The sequence below is a fragment of the Imperialibacter roseus genome (genome assembly GCF_032999765.1).
In the GTDB taxonomy this organism is placed as follows: domain Bacteria; phylum Bacteroidota; class Bacteroidia; order Cytophagales; family Cyclobacteriaceae; genus Imperialibacter; species Imperialibacter roseus.
The window spans coordinates 4,253,668-4,270,848 of record NZ_CP136051.1 but is presented as its reverse complement, the minus strand read 5'-3'; the positions used below and the strand labels follow the sequence as shown (position 1 = coordinate 4,270,848).

14 protein-coding genes are annotated in these 17,181 nt (G+C 47.3%); 5 read left to right on the top strand and 9 right to left on the bottom strand.

Features of this window, described 5'->3' with window-relative positions:
* Window positions 1–19 precede the first annotated feature (19 nt).
* A complete protein-coding gene (locus RT717_RS17915; protein WP_317487757.1) occupies window positions 20–727 on the top strand; it encodes a head GIN domain-containing protein in 708 nt (235 codons plus the stop codon).
* 110 nt (window positions 728–837) lie between these two features.
* Here the strand turns inward: RT717_RS17915 and RT717_RS17910 are convergent, their stop codons facing one another.
* From RT717_RS17910 to RT717_RS17895, 4 genes are all read right to left on the bottom strand, one after another.
* Window positions 838–1,392, bottom strand: a complete 555-nt coding sequence (locus RT717_RS17910; RefSeq protein ID WP_317487756.1) for a DUF2911 domain-containing protein — start codon at window positions 1,390–1,392, stop codon at window positions 838–840.
* A gap of 68 nt (window positions 1,393–1,460) precedes the next feature.
* Entirely contained in the window at window positions 1,461–2,648 is a 1,188-nt protein-coding gene (locus RT717_RS17905; protein ID WP_317487755.1) for a serine hydrolase domain-containing protein, read from the bottom strand.
* The gene (locus RT717_RS17900; RefSeq protein WP_317487754.1) at window positions 2,632–3,171 is read right to left on the bottom strand and encodes an HD domain-containing protein; all 540 of its coding nucleotides are present in this window, start codon (window positions 3,169–3,171) and stop codon (window positions 2,632–2,634) included. Before RT717_RS17900 ends, RT717_RS17905 begins: the two co-directional genes overlap by 17 nt.
* 88 nt (window positions 3,172–3,259) lie before the next feature.
* Complete coding sequence (locus RT717_RS17895) at window positions 3,260–8,485, bottom strand: PKD domain-containing protein (protein ID WP_317487753.1); 5,226 nt, start codon at window positions 8,483–8,485, stop codon at window positions 3,260–3,262.
* A 306-nt stretch (window positions 8,486–8,791) separates the two neighbouring features.
* Between RT717_RS17895 and RT717_RS17890 the strand changes: the two genes are divergently transcribed.
* Window positions 8,792–9,853, top strand: a complete 1,062-nt coding sequence (locus tag RT717_RS17890) for a PorP/SprF family type IX secretion system membrane protein (protein WP_317487752.1) — start codon at window positions 8,792–8,794, stop codon at window positions 9,851–9,853.
* A 135-nt stretch (window positions 9,854–9,988) separates the two neighbouring features.
* Window positions 9,989–11,224 carry a M48 family metallopeptidase gene (locus RT717_RS17885; protein WP_317487751.1) on the top strand — a complete coding sequence of 412 codons (1,236 nt, stop codon included), beginning with the start codon at window positions 9,989–9,991 and terminating at the stop codon, window positions 11,222–11,224.
* 108 nt (window positions 11,225–11,332) lie between these two features.
* Here the strand turns inward: RT717_RS17885 and RT717_RS28530 are convergent, their stop codons facing one another.
* From RT717_RS28530 to RT717_RS17875, 3 genes are all read right to left on the bottom strand, one after another.
* Window positions 11,333–11,536 carry a type II toxin-antitoxin system VapC family toxin gene (locus RT717_RS28530; RefSeq protein ID WP_394854138.1) on the bottom strand — a complete coding sequence of 68 codons (204 nt, stop codon included), beginning with the start codon at window positions 11,534–11,536 and terminating at the stop codon, window positions 11,333–11,335.
* 158 nt (window positions 11,537–11,694) lie between these two features.
* Window positions 11,695–11,910: a hypothetical protein gene (locus RT717_RS17880; protein WP_317487750.1), complete on the bottom strand. Its 216-nt coding sequence runs from the start codon at window positions 11,908–11,910 to the stop codon at window positions 11,695–11,697.
* A gap of 173 nt (window positions 11,911–12,083) precedes the next feature.
* Window positions 12,084–12,488 carry a DUF1761 domain-containing protein gene (locus RT717_RS17875; protein ID WP_317487749.1) on the bottom strand — a complete coding sequence of 135 codons (405 nt, stop codon included), beginning with the start codon at window positions 12,486–12,488 and terminating at the stop codon, window positions 12,084–12,086.
* 105 nt (window positions 12,489–12,593) lie between these two features.
* On the opposite strand from RT717_RS17875, the gene RT717_RS17870 reads away from it, so the two are divergent.
* Together RT717_RS17870 and RT717_RS17865 are read left to right on the top strand one after the other, a co-directional pair.
* Window positions 12,594–13,625 (top strand): sensor histidine kinase, encoded by a 1,032-nt coding sequence (locus RT717_RS17870; protein ID WP_317487748.1) that lies wholly within the window; start codon window positions 12,594–12,596, stop codon window positions 13,623–13,625.
* Window positions 13,622–14,374 (top strand): LytR/AlgR family response regulator transcription factor, encoded by a 753-nt coding sequence (locus tag RT717_RS17865; protein WP_317487747.1) that lies wholly within the window; start codon window positions 13,622–13,624, stop codon window positions 14,372–14,374. The genes RT717_RS17870 and RT717_RS17865 overlap by 4 nt, the downstream gene beginning before the upstream one ends.
* 12 nt (window positions 14,375–14,386) lie before the next feature.
* Here RT717_RS17865 and RT717_RS17860 read toward each other — a convergent pair whose 3' ends face one another.
* Window positions 14,387–15,442 (bottom strand): NAD(P)H-dependent glycerol-3-phosphate dehydrogenase, encoded by a 1,056-nt coding sequence (locus tag RT717_RS17860; protein WP_317487746.1) that lies wholly within the window; start codon window positions 15,440–15,442, stop codon window positions 14,387–14,389.
* Window positions 15,420–17,114, bottom strand: coding sequence for a 1-acyl-sn-glycerol-3-phosphate acyltransferase (locus RT717_RS17855; protein WP_317487745.1), 1,695 nt, complete (start codon window positions 17,112–17,114; stop codon window positions 15,420–15,422). Before RT717_RS17855 ends, RT717_RS17860 begins: the two co-directional genes overlap by 23 nt.
* Window positions 17,115–17,181 lie beyond the last annotated feature (67 nt).

Sequence of the window (17,181 nt, the reverse complement as noted above, 5' to 3'; positions counted from 1 at the left end):
AGGACAAACTCATTATATCATGAACAGACTAAGCAAATTTTTGCTGCTACTTGGTTTGACACTAGTGGTTCAGCAGGCTGTCGCTCAGCGGGTAAAGGAGGAAAGAAAGGTTTCTTCCTACGATGCCGTGAGCGTAAGCACAGGAATTGATGTTTATATTCGTCAGGGCAACCGCCAGGAAGTTACAGTGGAGGTGGATGAAGATGACCTCGACGATTTGATGACCGAGGTAAGGGGCGGTGAGCTCAAGATTTATTTTGAAAACAATAACAGTTTCTGGAATTGGAAAGACCGTGACGCCACAGTTTATGTAACCGTCACCGATATCAAGTCTATTAAAAGCTCAAGTGGTTCAGATGTGACCGGGGAAACAATCATTATCTCCGACTATTTGGAAGTAGAGTCTTCGTCGGGAGCTGACTTAAAACTTCAGGTAAGAGCCAGAACATTGAGGGCCGAGTCGAGCAGTGGCTCTGATATGGAGCTGTCTGGCGAGGCTGAATTTTTCGAAGGGCGCTCTTCTTCAGGCAGTGATTTGGATGCTATGGACTTAGTGGCTAAAAAAGCGAAAGTGAGAGCCTCCAGCGGCTCAGATTTAGCGATTACGGTCACCGACGACATTGAAGCCGATGCCAGCAGTGGCAGCGACATTTCCTATTCTGGCAGGCCGCAATATGTCAATATCGACGAGTCGTCGGGGGGAGATGTCCGCAGACGTAATTATTAAAACCAGACATTAACAATACAAAGAGAAAGGCTTCACCGAGGTGAAGCCTTTCTCTTTGCATCCAATAAAATGCTGTTTTGATACAGCGACTGGTGAATATATTTCAGTTGTTAGAACGTAAAAGGGACGTCTACCACCGTCTTGTCCCAGCCAAGGCTCATAGTAGCGCCATTTGCCCCGCTTTTGGCAAACACAATCGAGAAGTATTCAATCGTATCGGCTACTTTCTTTGATGGAACAGTTACACGCAATACATCTTTGTCTTCTTTGTAGCTGTAGGCTCCCCAATAGTCAAGAGCTGAGCTAAAAATGATCGTCCACTCAGATTCGCCTGGAATAGTGAAAAGTGAGTAGGTGCCGGCCTTCAATTTTTTGCCAGCCACTGTAGCGTCTTTGTAAAGCTTGATCTCAGTATTTTCATTGGCTCCTGTTCTCCATACTTTTCCATACGACTCAAGTTTTCCGAAAATCTCCCGGTCATTCTTTTTGGGTCGGCTATAAATCACCCGTGCGAGAGCCTCATCGCTTCCTTTTCGGTCGTGGGCAAAGTTGTCGGGATAATAAGCCATGTCCATTGAGCTTTTGTCCGGCCCCCTGAAATCCTGAGCCTGTGAAGAAAAGGCAATCAGAGAAATGAATGAAATCAGTAGTAATGTCTTTTTCATGTTGTTACTTTTTTTGTTGAAGGTCTGTGGTTTTCAGTTTTGGCTTTGTCGGTTGGTTTACCAATCGCTCATTTATAGAGGGTGAAAATGTTTCTGAAAATGTAATGACTGGCCTCTATTCGAAACTGGTCGGGGTCAAACTGACCGCTGCTGTCATCAGTATTGGTAATGGAAATACATGCTGTGCCCGAGCCTGGATGAATATAAAAAAAAGAATAAAATGCTTTTTGCGTGCCAGTGTGGCCGATTACCTGCATGTCGTTGAAGTCTTCAAGAAAAAAGGAGGAGGCAATAGACTCGTCAATACCATCGACGACGCCGATGGGCAGTTGTTTTTTCCACAGCTCCTCTAGCGTTGACCTTTTGAGTATTTCGAAACCATTGTGATAGCCAGTGAGGAAGCCCAGGTATTTCAGCATATCGCTGATAGGAGCATTGAGTCCACCATTGCTGGTGGTGATGCCTGTGTCGAAATCGAGCCCGTTGGCTACCGGCTGCCCGTTTATAAGGGTATAGTTGTTGGCCCGGTATTTCAGCAAATGGTAAGGTGTAACATCAAAGTAGCTACTGTGCATGCCGAGAGGTTTCAGCACGTTCTTGTCGATATACACCTCGTAGTCATCGCCAGTAATGATCTCTATAATTCTGCCAAGAAAGATAAGGGCGGGGTTGGAGTAGCTGTATTTGCTTCCTGGTTCAAACAAAATTTCTGTGTAGGGGAGCATGGCCACTATCTGGCTCCATTCGGTCGGCTCAAAAGGGTGCCAGTCTTTGTTCCCACCCCACAGCCAAGTGGGATCACGAAAGCCTGTGGAGTGGCTCAATACCATTTGAATAGTAATATCGTCCATGCTGCCGAAAGGATTGTGTACCATCCGAAGCTCTGGCAGGTATTTGGTTAGCGGATCACTGAGCTGTAGAAGTCCTCTGTCCCTCAACTGCATGATTCCGATGCTTGTAAATGTTTTGGTGATGGAGGCCCAATGGAAAATAGTATTTTCATCCACGTTTCGCTCACTTTTCAGGTCAGATTTGCCGACATAGCTGCTGCCAAATGCGTTTCCTTTTTCAACGAAAACCAAAGCACCACCTACCACATCGTTACTCTCCAGGGAGCTTCTAAAATAGCCGTCAGCGGCTTTCCATGCTTTATCAAAATCTTTGGGACTCTGACCAATAGCTGAGCCCAAGGTTACGAAAATACATAGCAGAACGAGTGTTATGTGGCTATAAACTAAATCAGACTTTAAGCTCATCCCGATTCTGTTTGAGTACTTCGATAATGAAGGCTATGTGCTCTTCCGGTGTAACACCAAATAATTCCATGCCTTTGTTTACTTCCTCCCTGTCAACAGTGGCGGCGAAGCTTTTTTGCTTGAGTTTTTTCATCACCGACTTCACCTCCAGCGACTCGATGCCATCGGGTCGCACCTGGCAGCAGGCCACGATAAATCCGGTGATTTCGTCGCAGGCTATCAGGCCTTTGTCGAGTAGCGTGTCGTAGGGTACTCCCCAGTGGGTGTAGTGCGCCGAAATGGCATGAGCAATTTTCGGTAGCCCTCTCTCACTAAGCAGGGCGACAATTCGGTTGGGGTGCTCTGAGGGCCAGGCTTCATAGTCGGCGTCATGCAGCAGACCCGCAATGGCCCATTCATCGGCATCCTCTCCCAATTTGGTGGCGTAGGCTTCCATCACCAGCTCTACGGTGCGGGCATGCCTGCGGAGGCTGTCTCCCTTTGTCATTTCAAATAGCAGTGCTCTGGCGTCTTCTCTTGTCATAGTGGGTAAAGAAAAAGCACCCTAAGGTGCTTTTAAAAGTTTATAAGAACTATCAACTATGTTAATCAATCTCACTGATAAATAGAAGCTATTTTATAAGAGTAACTCCTCCCCGTTGCTCGAAGGTTTCGTTGGTAGCGTCAAGGTTACTCTTGTATCTCATCACATAGGCATAGGTGCCAACCGGCAGCGGTGCCCCATTGAAATAGCCGTTCCACCTGAAGTCAATGCTGTCACTTTGATAAACCAGCACGCCCCATCGGTTGTAGATGAAAATAGTGAAATCAGTTACGTACGGATTCGGGAAAACATAGAATGCCTCATTTTGCGGAAGCCCCCGGCCATCAGGAGAAAAGGCATTTGGTGCAAAAATTCTTGGGCGACAATCGTCTGTTACTACTACCCGGGCAGTTCGGCAGATGCTGCCATTAGAGAAGGTGACTTCGTAAGTGCCGGGCTCCGAGGCAGCATAAGTGGGCAATACAGAAATAATATCCAAGCTTGGAAGCTTCCTCCACTCATAGGTATTGAAAATCCCGGGATCAAGCACAACCGTGCCGTTTGCCGGGTCTTCTGAGCAGAATGTCAACGTGGCGGGCAGTGATATCTCAGAATCGAAAATAGGCACCACGCTCACGTTGAGTTCTGCTGATGCTTCGCAGCTGTTGTCTATTCCTCTTACGGTCACCTGATAAAGCCCGCCAAGTCCGGTGCTGATAGAAGCGGTGGTTTCCGGCAGAATAGTCCCGTCAGGCCCCGTCCATTCAAAGGTCACCTGGGCAGGGATATTTGACTGTGCTGTTAATATCACCTGTGTTTCGTTGTCGCAATCGGGTTCCTGAATGAGGGTGACTTCCAGTACGTTCTCCACTTGCACCGTGGTGTCAACAGTTACAAAACAGCCCGAGTTGCGGTTACGGATTGTCACGGCGTATGAGCCCGACTGGTTAACAATGGTGGTTTCGGTTGAGGCACCATTGCTCCAGCCAAAGATATAGTCAGCCGGATTCTCCCCACTTGTTAGGGCGGCTGTTAGCGTTAGTTCGCCATCACAAGGGTCGCCAGAAACGGTGATACTGCCCTCAGGGTCTTCACTAAGGAAGAACTGGATTTGTTCAGTTTGAGGACAAAGTGGATCGCCGGCTATCGTAGTGCCCGAACTGGCTACGGTGTATATGCCACTTTTAGACACGGTTGCTGTTGAGCTAGTTTCCGGAAGAGTTATTCCATCAGGGTCAGTCCAGGTGAAAGTAAAGCCCCCGTTGGATGGTGTCACCTCTATTGTGCCTGTGGTTCCACAGGCGGTCTGTATTGGCTCAAAGGTGAATTCGGCTGTTTCAGCCTGGTCTACTACTACCCCCTGCTGTGTTTGGAGGCAGCCGTCTACAATATTCGTCACTTCAACGGTGTATGTCCCAAAAGGAATATTAGCAGTCGTTGTGGTCGTAGGTGATGTAAATGAGGCAGCCAGAGCCTCAATGCCTGTAGCAAAATCAATTACCCGATAGTTATAAGAGCCGGGCGTATCGGTGGTTATAGTGATGCTTCCATCGTCACAACCATTGTTAGGTTCGGCAGATGTAATCAAGAACGAAGGACTACTGCTATTGATCCCTACTGCACCACGAGTAGTTGTGCAACCATTGACCGTGTTGCTTACTGTAACTCTATAGGATCCTGCCGGGAGGTTTGGGATACTGTCGGTAAACGGCCCGGTCAGTGGAACATTGTTAAAGATATTTGTTCCATTATTGCTGGTAATACTGTACGTGTAGCTACCTGTGCCAGCAACTTCAATTTTTAAAGCACCGTCGGCCACTGCGCAGCCAGATGCATCGAAAGGTGTAACTATTTGATCTGGCGCTTCCAGTATCGTATAAGTTATTCGGTTCGTCGTTTGGCAGCCGTTCACATCGAAAATGCTCACTGCATACTCGAAGTCGCCAGCCACTGATGTGTCAATATCCTGAAAGCGACCTGTATTGCCAGTGCCGGCACCATTGATGGCCCAGGTATAAGTGGCTCCCGGGTTTTGGGCATCCAACGGATCCAACTCTTCACCCGCACAAATGATCTGGTCAGGGCCAAAGTCCACAATCGGTCGCTGGTCGCCCACCAGGGTGGTCAGCGTATCCGAACGGCAGCCAGCAGCATTGGTGATGAATATTGTGATGGTACTTGGTTGCAGTACAGTAATCTCTCTGGTGGTTTCACCAGTTGACCAGGTGTATGTGAGCCCCGGATCGTCTTGAGGCCAGGCGGTAAGCACCACACCATTGTCGTCGCAAATGGCAACCGCACTAGGTACAATAGGCTGCTCCGGTGTAGGGTTGATTACTACCGTTTGAACCAGCGTTGTATCCAGACCACAGCGATTGGTGATATTCAAAGTGACATTGAATGTTCCTACTTGCTGGTATACGTGAGTTGTGTCCGGGCCAAGGGCCTGGGCACCATCACCAAAGTTCCAGGCAAACTCGTCAATATCGGATGTGCCGGTAGCAGTAAACCTGGTGGGTTGGCCTACGCAGCCACCATCCACCGCAATGGACGGATCCTGTGGTGGATTGAGGATGTTCTGAGCAAAGTTGGGAAGGCCCAGCCTGGAAATTCTGCCGTCCAGATCAAAGCCCTGGTCATTATAGCCTGCCTGCACTTGATCTCCATTAGAGTTTGAAATCGTGCCAAGGTTGCCGCTATTGTCTTTTGCCATGTAGATCACCTGATCGGGGCCAATTTGGAGGGAGCCATATCCCGTTCCTGAGGCTAACTGGAATTTACTTTGCTCGATAAACTGGACGACAGAGTCGTCAGAATAAGTAACGCTGGCGTTGAGAAGGCTATCCAGGTTATACTGGAACAGTTTGGAGTTAGCGCCGGTAGTGGTGACATACACTCTTGCACCGCCAGAGGAAAACTCAAGACCATAGGCTTCGCTAGGCGCAGGCTCTTCAAGGTCGATCAGCAATGGGGAAGTAAATGCTCCGTTGGCAGCGTCGAAGTTGACCAACTCGAGGAAGTTTTCAGCGCCTGGAATTACCGAGCCAATTATTGATCCGGTGGGCGACACTTTCATCGTGCCTCTGCCGTTAAGTTCTTCAGCGAATGAGAGCGTTTTCCCAATGGAGCTAATCCGGGCATTGCCAATGCCTGAGGTAGTTATTGGGTAGGCCCTGTAGTTGTTGTTGCCATACTCGTGCCCGAAAAGCCAGGTAACACCCCCTCCAACACCAGTTGCAGCCAGCTTCTCCGAGCTATTGGTGAACAGCGGCCTGTCTTTAATAATAACAGCTCCACGAGCCAAATCCTGCTTCATATCAACCACAGAAAAACGCATGTTGTAGGTACGGTCACCGTACACCTGGTCGGTGGTAATTATATAGAACAGTGTCTCGTTGTCGGGGATCGGCAAGATAATGGCGGACTGGGCCGAGGTGCTGTCGCCCCCAATCAGCATGCCGTTGAGCATTATTTCGTGGTCTTGGTTCCAGACAGTTCGTCCATTGGTATAGAAAAGGAGGTCGCCGTTTCGATCCGAAATTGAAGCACACCCCTCTGGCGAACTCATCAGGTTTTCGTCAGTTAGTGCTACTGGAGGAGCCTCATTGAAGTCGATACCTGCCTGTTCACCAAAATACCAAATATTGGCTTTTTGCTCGTCGTTACCATATACAGTTACTTCGAACGAAGCGAAAGCCGGGCAGCCGGTGGTAAGGTCGGTGACCTGTGCCCAATAAGTGCCCGCAGAATCTATCTCAATGAGCTGGGTTGTTTCTCCTGTCGACCAGAGGAAAGTATAATTTCCCTGCTGTCCACTAGGTAGTGCATTCCGTTGTAGTTGTTCGCCAGGGCAAATCGTTGTATCGGTAAGGTGGGTTAGTTCAAGCTGATTATCGATAATGTTCAACACCTGGGTCGTAGACTGACTTTGTCCGTTCAGAAAGGCTGTAAGAGTAACAGTGTAAGGCCCGGGGTTTTCATAAGTGTAAATGGGTGCATAGTCCTGAGATCCATTGCCATCTCCGTAGTCCCAGGTAACGAACTGGGGCGTGGGCTCCACGCTGGGAGAAAACATGGTGGGTGTGTTCTGACAGAAGCCGAAGATATTGAAGCTCATATTGAACACAATGGGCGCCGATGTGCTGGTGGCTGGGAATTGTCTTCCCAAAGCGTCGCCGAAATCAGGTATCTGAGCCTGGTAGGCTACGGAGTCGGGCAGGCTATCAGGCTGGTTGATCCGACCGATGGAAAATGGCCCGCTATTGGCTGCCTGGTACAAATGGTAGATTCGCTGATCCGGCCCTTTTTTTAACCCGAAGCTTCGGAAGTAACCTCCCACGATGCTGTTAGAAGTTTGGAGAGAGTCAAAATCGAACTGATTTAGCTGGCCGGTAAGTGCATTGTTGCCGCCATGCCTGGAGTAGTAAAGCTTGGTGCCGTCATTTGACCATTCTACGTCATAAATAGACTGCCCCGAACCATCGTTTACGCCAGTGTTGAGGATCTGGCGTTCAAATGTTAACGTGCCGAGATTAGAATCGAAACGAAGGATTTGAATGTTTCTGTTGCCTGTTTTCGGAGCTACAGCGATGATGATTGAATCCGGTGCGAAGGTGTGCACGCCAAAAGCTGCGGCCTCAGCGGTAGGATTTGAGGCATTGAAAAAATTGAAGGTGTTGATCGTGCCAAAGCCGGCGGTGGAGATTTCAAATACTACATAGTCGCCTGTGGTTCGGTTTTGAGACAGCAGCCAAAACCTTTGCCTGTTGGGGCCAGGAATGATCGCCATGGCTTCAGCCGGCGTGGTGAGGCCCGTGGCCTGATTCAACTGGCTGATATCACCAAGTGTAGGTGCAGCTGCCGAGGCGTTTCCTGTGAGGTTTTTATCGGCTACAGAAAACTGAATTTCATTCGCACCAGCACTGCCAGGGTTGGTGAAAATATAGAACTGGCTTGTTGTGCCAGGCACTGGGCAGGCTACTGCGGCTTGATTGAGCGATGGGTCGCCGCCTAATCCTGCGCCGCCGGGAGTGACTCTGTTCGAGCCGTCGTAGACATTGGCGCCGTCGGTATAGAACCATAAATCGCCTGTTATAGGATCCGAAATCGTTACTCCGCCACCAAGCCCGAACGGTGTAGCCTGGTCGTCGATAACGATAGGCTCAAAGTCACCTTTGTTGAAATCAAGAGCCTGAGAGGTGTTTCCAAAGCGCCAGTGCAGGTCTGTGAGGTCCTGCGCCAGCGTAATAAAATTCACCTGAAGTAAAATAAAGCAACTTAAAACTAATTTTCTCACACACCTATCGTTAATCATGTTGTTTTAGTTTTGCTAAGTAAAGTTAGAATGATCCATTGATTAATGGATGATTATTCCAGGTTAAACTGCAAGTTTGCAGTTGAAAAATAGAACGTTGGATAGGTGAGTTAGTATATGATAGTTGTCTGTAATGTGAAATTGTCATTCCATTTTAAGGTGTAATCATTGACCAGGCCGAAACGGCAACCTAATTTTTGCCAAATATATTGAATGCAGATTGAGATGATTAGTCATGCCTTATACCGTGTCTATTTCATAAATGATTTTAAATTTAATATTTTGCGGGAGATGTTAAACAGGAACATGGGTATTTTAAAGTCAATCAATTGGGCTATAGTCATACCCATTTGGTTTGTAGTCATCTCTTTATTTCCAAACAACGGACAAGCGCAAGACCCTCAGTTCTCGCAGTATTATGCTGCCCCGCTGTACCTCAACCCTGGATTGGCGGGCATTAACCAAAGAGGTAGGGCGGGCATTAACTACCGTAATCAGTGGCCCAGTATCAGCGCCGGTTTTGAGACTTATTCAGCCTTTTTCGATTACAATTTAGAGGACTACAACAGTAGCATTGGCGCAATCGTTACTACCGACAAAGAAGGGATTGAAGGGCTTAGGTCAACTTCGGTAGCACTTCAGTATGCCTATCAGGTGCGACTAAACTACAAGTGGACTTTTCGTCCGGCTATACAAGGATCATTTACTTCGAGGGATCTAAATTTCGATAATTTGACTTTCGGAGATCAGTTCGACGAAAACGGTTTGGTGCGGCCTGTAACGATGGAAAGTTTTCCCGCCAGTGCCAGCAACAGATACTTCGATCTAGGCCTCGGGGGTATTATCTTCGATGACCGGGTTTGGTTGGGTGCGTCGCTGTTCAATATCACCCGACCCGATCAGAGCTATCAAAACGATGGAGGAAGCATCCTGCAACGCAGATTCTCAGTGCATGGGGGATACAAATTTGATTTACCCGTGGGGCCATTTAAGCGTGGAAAAACGGACGGCGGGCAAGAAAGAAGTATTTCTCCCACATTCAACTATAAGAAGCAAGGGTTATACGACCAGCTGGATTTGGGAGCTTATGTAACGATTGAACCACTCATTACCGGCTTGTGGTACCGTGGCATCCCAATCAAACAGTTCAATGGCTTCCCTAATAATGAAGCGCTGATCGCCATGGTGGGCCTGATGCACAACAACTTCACTTTTGGATACAGTTTCGATTACACGCTCTCCAGGTTGGGCATTGGCAGTGGTGGTGCGCATGAAATCAGCATTATCTATTCGTTTAGCTGGAATGATCCCCGCAAGCCACCCCGAAGTGTAAGAGAACTGAGCTGCCCGATCCCATTTATTTTCTAAATGATATTTGATCTCTTACATTCGGACTGAAAAACGCAAAGACTTAGCAGGCGAAAGCCTGTTTATTCCAAACGATGAGTTCGGGTATTAACCTTTGACGTTTTCTGACTATTTGTTTTTATACGAGCTGTCACCATGGAAAAACAGACAATATTATGGATCCTTCTGGGGATCATTGTGCTTGATTTTATAGTAGAAGAAGTACTTTCTTACCTCAATAGAAAGAGCAGCTACAGGCCTTTGCCAAGTCAGTTTAAGGATATTTACGACGAAGAAAAATACCAGAAATCGCTGGCCTATCAGAGAGACAAAGAAAAGTTTTCGTCGATCACGACCGTCATTTCGTTTGTTGTTACGATCGCCTTATTACTAACAGGTGGGTTCGGCATGATTGACGGATGGTTGCGGGCCTACACAGGCAATGAGGTCACGCTGGCGCTTTCTTTTTTTGCTGTGCTTTACTTTGCTTCCGACCTGTTGACCTTACCCTTTCAGCTGTATAACGTTTTTATCATCGAGGAGAAGTACGGCTTTAATAAAACCACCCCGAAGACCTTCGTGCTCGACAAGTTAAAAGGATACTTGCTCACCATCATATTAGGTGGCTTGCTTGTAGGGATACTCATCGTTCTTATCCTCTTTTTAGGGAAGGACTTCTGGATATACTTCTGGGGGGTAATGGTGGTATTCATGCTTTTGGCAAACCTTTTCTACACATCAGTTATTGTGCCTCTGTTCAATAAGCTTACGCCGCTGGCCGATGGAACCCTTCGGGAGGCCATTACCAAATACAGCCAGGGAGTCAATTTTCCATTGACCAATATTTTCGTAATTGACGGCTCCAAAAGATCGTCTAAGGCCAACGCTTATTTTTCTGGTCTTGGCAAAAAGAAGAAAATCGTGCTTTTCGATACACTGTTGGAAAAGCATACGGAGGAGGAGTTGGTAGCCGTGCTGGCGCATGAGGTGGGGCACTACAAAAAGAAGCACATCATCGGTTCGCTGGTGCTTGGGGTGTTGCAAACTGGTGTCATGCTTTATCTTTTGTCTCTGCTGATTTTTAATTCGCAGGTCAGCTTTGCCATGGGTGGGGACATCACTGCTATCCACTTGAATTTGCTCGCTTTCGGTATTTTGTACAGCCCGGTGTCCAGAATCCTTGGCATTCTCATGAACGTGCTAAGCAGGAAGAATGAGTTTGAAGCAGACGCTTATGCGGCCGAGACCTATGAAGCTCGGCCTTTGGCTACTGCGTTAAAAAAGCTATCGGTTGACAGCTTGAGTAACTTGTTTCCACATCCCTGGTATGTGTTTGTGCATTATTCGCACCCACCCATGCTGAAGCGGCTGGAGCGGCTGGAAAGCCGTTGATGAGATTTTTTGTACATCTTTCGAAAACAATGAAGGAAGGATCATTTAGCAACTTGTCTCAACTGGAGGGTGTGACGGAATATGGGTTAAATAGATTGGATTTTGGTCTTAAGCCAAAGTCCAGGGGTTTAACAAAGATAGTCCTTCTATTTTACCGAAATCGCCCTCATTTCTCGTGACTAGGGTCAGATCAAGTATGATACAAGTTGATGCTATAATCGCATCAGGCAGCTTTATTTTTGCCTTTTTCCTAATCGAAATAGTGAGGTCTATTATTTCTTCGTTTAGCCCGACAACCTGACAAGAGTCGATAAATTCGATAATCTCGATTGGTACAACTGAAAAGCCCAGAAGTTCAATTTTGTTGATAACCGAGATTTAAGGTTGGCTATCAATAACTTCACCAACTAAAACCTTGGGAGCGCCTGTTAGCCGGTTACCTGTGAAGTCAATTATTACATTAGTATCGATTAAATACTGCTTTTCCACTCGCTCCTGATTTGCTCTAGCTCTGTATCAATATCGCTAGCTTCCTTGCTGGAAATAGCTCCTGCGAGTCTTTCTGAAAGCTTTTTACCCTTAACCGTTTTCGGCTCTCTCACAATTCTCACAAGGCTAAGTGCTTCAAGATCCTCAATTAGTTTGAGAGCTTTGCTATTCTTCAATTCGATTGTAATTGTTTCCATTTTCTTATTTTTTGAATGAAGCAGTGCAACTCAAGGCATATTATTGCAAAATACACCTGTTTTCAGGTAATTCCGACTGGTTGCAGCCTAATGCAAAGAAAATAGTTGAATGATGACCCTTATCCTGGAACACCCTCCGAGCAAGCTTTTGGTTGTGGATATTAAGCATCCGGTCAATGCCACACCCCCACAATTCCTCCCATCACAGTGAAGGATACCACCTGGTACCCAGCGTTGATGGCCCAGAGGCGGAAGGACTTCCGTTCGAAAAGGTAAGTAACACCCATGCCAAGCGCCACCCAGCCGAAGCCTGCCAGAAAGCCTGCAATTAATCCGAAAGTAATGTCTGATTCGGCTCCGATGAAAGCAGCCAGGTTGAAGGCCATGATGAGCTCGAGCACAAAAGCAGTTCCGAAGATTTTGCCCTGCCCACTTTTCAGGTCATCATCTGTGAAGTTGTTTTCTTTCATCCATGATTTGGCAAAGAGGATGGGGGAGTACCAAACTCCCCCAACAAGGAAAGCGCTGAAAGCTGCCACGAAAATGGCCAGGTAGTTTAGTTGCGATAAATCAGTCATATTGGTAGGGTATTGAAAGTAAGTGTTGAAACAAGCTAAATCCTTAATTTTAAGGATGAAAACTGGATTTACTGAAGCCGAATCTCCCCATTCCGAAACAGGAAAATGAAGCACTCAAGCCACTTGTCCCGCATCGACGACCGGACTATCCGCTGGATAGGGATTCCTGCTTTCGGTATTTTTATACCCAACTTCACGGGTCTGTTTGGCGATCTTTGGGTGTCCGACTGGATGTACTGGTTTGGTTATATCTACTTCATTTTCATTTCGTGGAGCATCTGGCAGGGGAATCGCTGGTTGCTTTTCAAGCAACGTGAAAACATGGACTGGTTCAGTAGTCCTGTCAGAAAACTGATCATTCTTGTGGCAGCCAATGTGTTTTATACTGCGCCAGTGACCGTGGCGCTGATCGTTGGCTGGTACTGGTTTTCCGGGGTGGGCCCGGTTGATTGGGATGCTGTGCAGCTGGTGTCGCTGGCCAATGTGATCTGCGTTATTTTTGTTACGCATGCCTACGAAACAGTCTTTCTGATCAAGGAACGCCAGACCGATCTTTTGGCTTTTGAGCAGCTGGAGCGAGCCAGAGTGGAGGCTGAGCTCGAGATTTTGAAAAGCCAGATCGACCCGCATTTCATGTTCAACTCGCTCAATACACTCGCCTACTTGATAGAAAACGATAGGGACAGGGCACTACAGTTCAATGAGAGCTTGTCGGATGTGTACAGGTATATCCTTATGAACAAACAGAAGGAACTGGTAACTCTTGAAGAGGAGATTGCTTTCGCTAACAGCTATTTCACATTGGTAAGGATCAGGTTTGGCGACGGAGTGCATTTTGATGTGGACATTGCTGATGAGTCCAACAAATTGATGGCACCTATCAGCCTGCAGCTACTTTTGGAGAATGCGGTAAAGCATAACGAATTTAGCGAAAAAGAGCCGTTGGTCATTCGCCTTCGTCTTAATAATGGTTGGGTGGAAGTGGCCAACAACCTGCAAGCCAAACACCTCAAAGGTACTTCCAGAATCGGGCTGCGAAATCTTACAGAACGTTACAGACTGCTAACCGGCAAGGAGGTGCTTGTTGAGGCAACAGAGAAGGAGTTTAAAGTGAAATTGCCCTATCTTGAAGTATGAAGGTCGCTATCATAGAAGACGAAGTGCCTGCCAGGCAGCAACTTATTTCTCTTCTGAAAAAGTTGCGTGACGACATAGTCGTTGTCAATGAATCGACAAGTGTGAAAGAGGCAGTTGCCTTTCTTCAGGAGACACCTGTGGTTGACCTGTTGTTCATGGACATACAGCTAAACGATGGCCTTTCTTTTGAAATTTTTAAGAAAGTGGCGGTGACCTGTCCAGTAATTTTCACTACTGCATTTGATCAATATATGCTCGACGCATTCAGGCAGAATGGTATTGACTACCTGCTGAAGCCACTAAAAAAAGCTGATTTGCAGCAGGCATTTGCAAAGCTGGAGAAGCTGAAAAGTCATTTTTCTTCTGACCTGATTGATGCGCTACGGTCAGTTCAGGAAGGGCAGAGCGAATTCAGAAAGAGGCTTGTGGCAAAAAAGGGGGTGAGCTTTAAATCGGTGCCTGTGGAGGATATTCAATACTTTTTTTCTGAGCACAAAGTAAGCTTTCTTGTGAATAGAGAAGGAGAGAAGTTGATACTGGACAAGCCGCTGGCAGATATTGAAGCCGACCTCGACCCGGCCACCTTTTTCCGAATTAACCGGAAGTACATAGCGGCTATTTCAGCCATCGAGAGTTACCGGAGTTTTGAAAAAGGAAAGCTCAGTGTGGTACTTATTCCCAGCCCAAAAGAAGAGGTAGTGGTGAGCCAGGAAAAGGCCAGCTTTTTTAAAGCCTGGATGGAAAAATGATCTTTTACCGCCCTACAAAAAATCGATTTCCGCTCTGAAAGGGAATTTCATCAGGTAAGTTGTGGCGTCTCCCACAGTCATCTCCTCATTGATGATGTTGTGCAAGGCCTCCGTGATCGGGCACCGTACTTTGTAGAATTCCGAAAGGCTTTTGACGATTTCAATGGTTCGCACTCCTTCGGCAGTCTCTTCCATGCTTTCGATGATGTCTTTGATTTTCTCACCCTTTGCCAGCCTTGTGCCAACGGTAAAATTGCGGCTGTGCTGGCTCGAGCAGGTGGCGATGAGGTCGCCGACACCGGCTAGTCCGATAAAGGCTTTTGTGTTCCCGCCCAGTGCCTGACCGATATAGATCATTTCTACCATGCCCCGGCTAATGAGCAGGGCTTTGGCGTTTTCGCCCAGGCCGAGCCCGTGGATAACACCAGCGCCAATAGCAATGATATTTTTAAGTACACCACACAACTCAACACCGATGAGGTCACTGTTACCATAAATGAGAAAACGCTCATTTTTCAGCAATTGCTGGCCGGCATTGATCACCTCGTCAAAGTGGCTGGCGACCACTGAAGCTGCAGGCTGCCGGGCTGCCATTTCACCGGCGAGGTTAGGGCCAGCGAGGCAGCCAACTCTCACGACGGAGCTTTCCTCCATAATCACTTCGCTCATGGTCTTTACATAATCCCGGCTAAGCGGTCTGTTGGCATTAAGCTGCTTGTTGTCAGGAAGGCTCACATCGAAGCCCTTTGTGCCGTGGATGAGGATATGGTAGGGGCGTAGATAGGGCGACATGCGGCGGATGAGCTCCCGCAGGTTGGCGGAAGGCACAACCGGGAAAATGACATTACACGACTTGGCAACAAGCTCCAGGTCGTTGGTCACTGTGATCCTTTCGTGAAGGGCCTGTCCGGAACTTTCCCTCTTGTCGTTAATATTTTTGGCCCTTTCCGGCGTGCGTGCATAAAGTATTACGTCGGTCTTTTCCGCCAGCATATTGGCTATCACAGTTCCGAAACTGCCGGCGCCCAATACGCCCACCGGATCTTTAGATGAACTTTTCGAGGTCATATCCATCCATCCGGTTATAGTAGTAAAAAAGCCTGTTCATGTCCTGCGTTGTCACATTTCCCTTTTTGTTCTTCAAAATGGGTCTCAGGGCATGGTACATGCCGCAGTTGTCAATTCCGTATTTGATCACGTCATCAACGGGGCCGTCAAGGTGACTGGCGAAATTGATTTTCCCCATTTCTTTCATGCGGAATATTTCCTCTCTAAGCTTGCCGAAAGTCTCTCTGAACTCGGCGTAGTCAATTTCCGTGTCCTCATCTGGCAGGCGGAGCAGATTATAAAGATCAAGCGCAGGGTTTCTCCTTTTGATCATTTCAAAAGCTGTGAAAGCTACCAGGTGGCTGCTAAATACCCGGTTGTATTTGTGATACTCTTCTACAATCCTTTTGGCAAGAATACGGGTATATTCCTGCTCCCGCTGTGCGTCGAAAGTGATTAGGCCATCAGTGGTGAAGTAGTCCTTTATTTCCATCGGGTTTCCCTGCTTGTCGAGGCTGTTGCCGTGGTTGTCCACATAGTTGCCAAACACATCCATGGCCCTGCCAATACTTACAGAGATGTCGGAGCCTCTGGTGAAAAACTTCAGCAGAAACTTGATGATTTTGTAAGACGTGGAGTACTCATCATTTTCCACATAGTATCGCTCCTGACCCTTTCTTTCAAGATAGTCGTTGATAAGGCTGGGCGCTTCAAGAACGAAATGATAGTTGAGCACTACCGGCACGATGAAAATCTTTTTGGCCTTCTCTTCGTCTTCTTCAAAATGCTCCCGCTGTGCAGCCACTGTTGTGCTCAGCAAACCAAGCTTAAGTTGGGTTTCAATAGCCCCCGATCTTGATCTGGTGCCGCCAGGGAAGAACAAGCTGTGGCAGCCATATTTTAAAGCTTCCTGCGAATAAGTCTTGAGTGTTTCCAGGTAGATTAAATTTTTCTTCCTTCTGTCTACTTTGTAAGCGCCAAGGCTATTCATAAAGTAAGCGAAGATCCTGATATTGAATAAGTTGAGTCCGGCACCGTAGATGAATGGCGGCAAGCCCATGTGCTGAATTACCCAGCCAATGAGTATTGAATCGAGGTTGCTAAAGTGCGTGGGCACCATAACGATGGTGCCTCTTCGGGCCAGTCGGCGGAGCTGCTCTACTTGCCCCACCACGTGGATTTTGTCATCGAGGTCAAGCTGTTTGCTCCAAAGGGACTTAATGCCTTTTACCCGGGTAGCATTGAGCAGGCGAGCAAATCCAAAGGTGATGACGGTACGGGCAAACTTGTAGTGAGAATTTTTGAAATTACCTGAGATCTCGTTGGCGTAACGCTTGATAATCTCCCGAAGGATGGCCTCCTCAGTTTCTTTCTTTTTTGCCTCATCATCGTGAGGCATTTCAATGAGCCTTTTCTGTATCTGGTTCCAAAAGTCTTTTTCGTCTTTCGGATCAACTTTCCACGGGTTCTGCTTCATGCGCAGCCTTTCCCGGTAAACAGTTGACTCCAGCTCTTCTTTCAGCGACCGTCCTGACGTGAGAGTGATCAGGTTTTTCAGGCTCTCATTGGTAACAGTTTCAATGAAAGCTTTCTTGTTTTTGTTCAGCTGCACAATAGGCCAGTAACGGGTCCTCGGCAGGACTGGCTTATATCTCTTCTTTTCTCCTTTTATTTTTTCCGTCTCAGCTTCCATTCACAATCAGGCTTCTTGGGGGGCCAATATACTAATTTAAAGACATCACACAGAAAGTGTTTGTGAC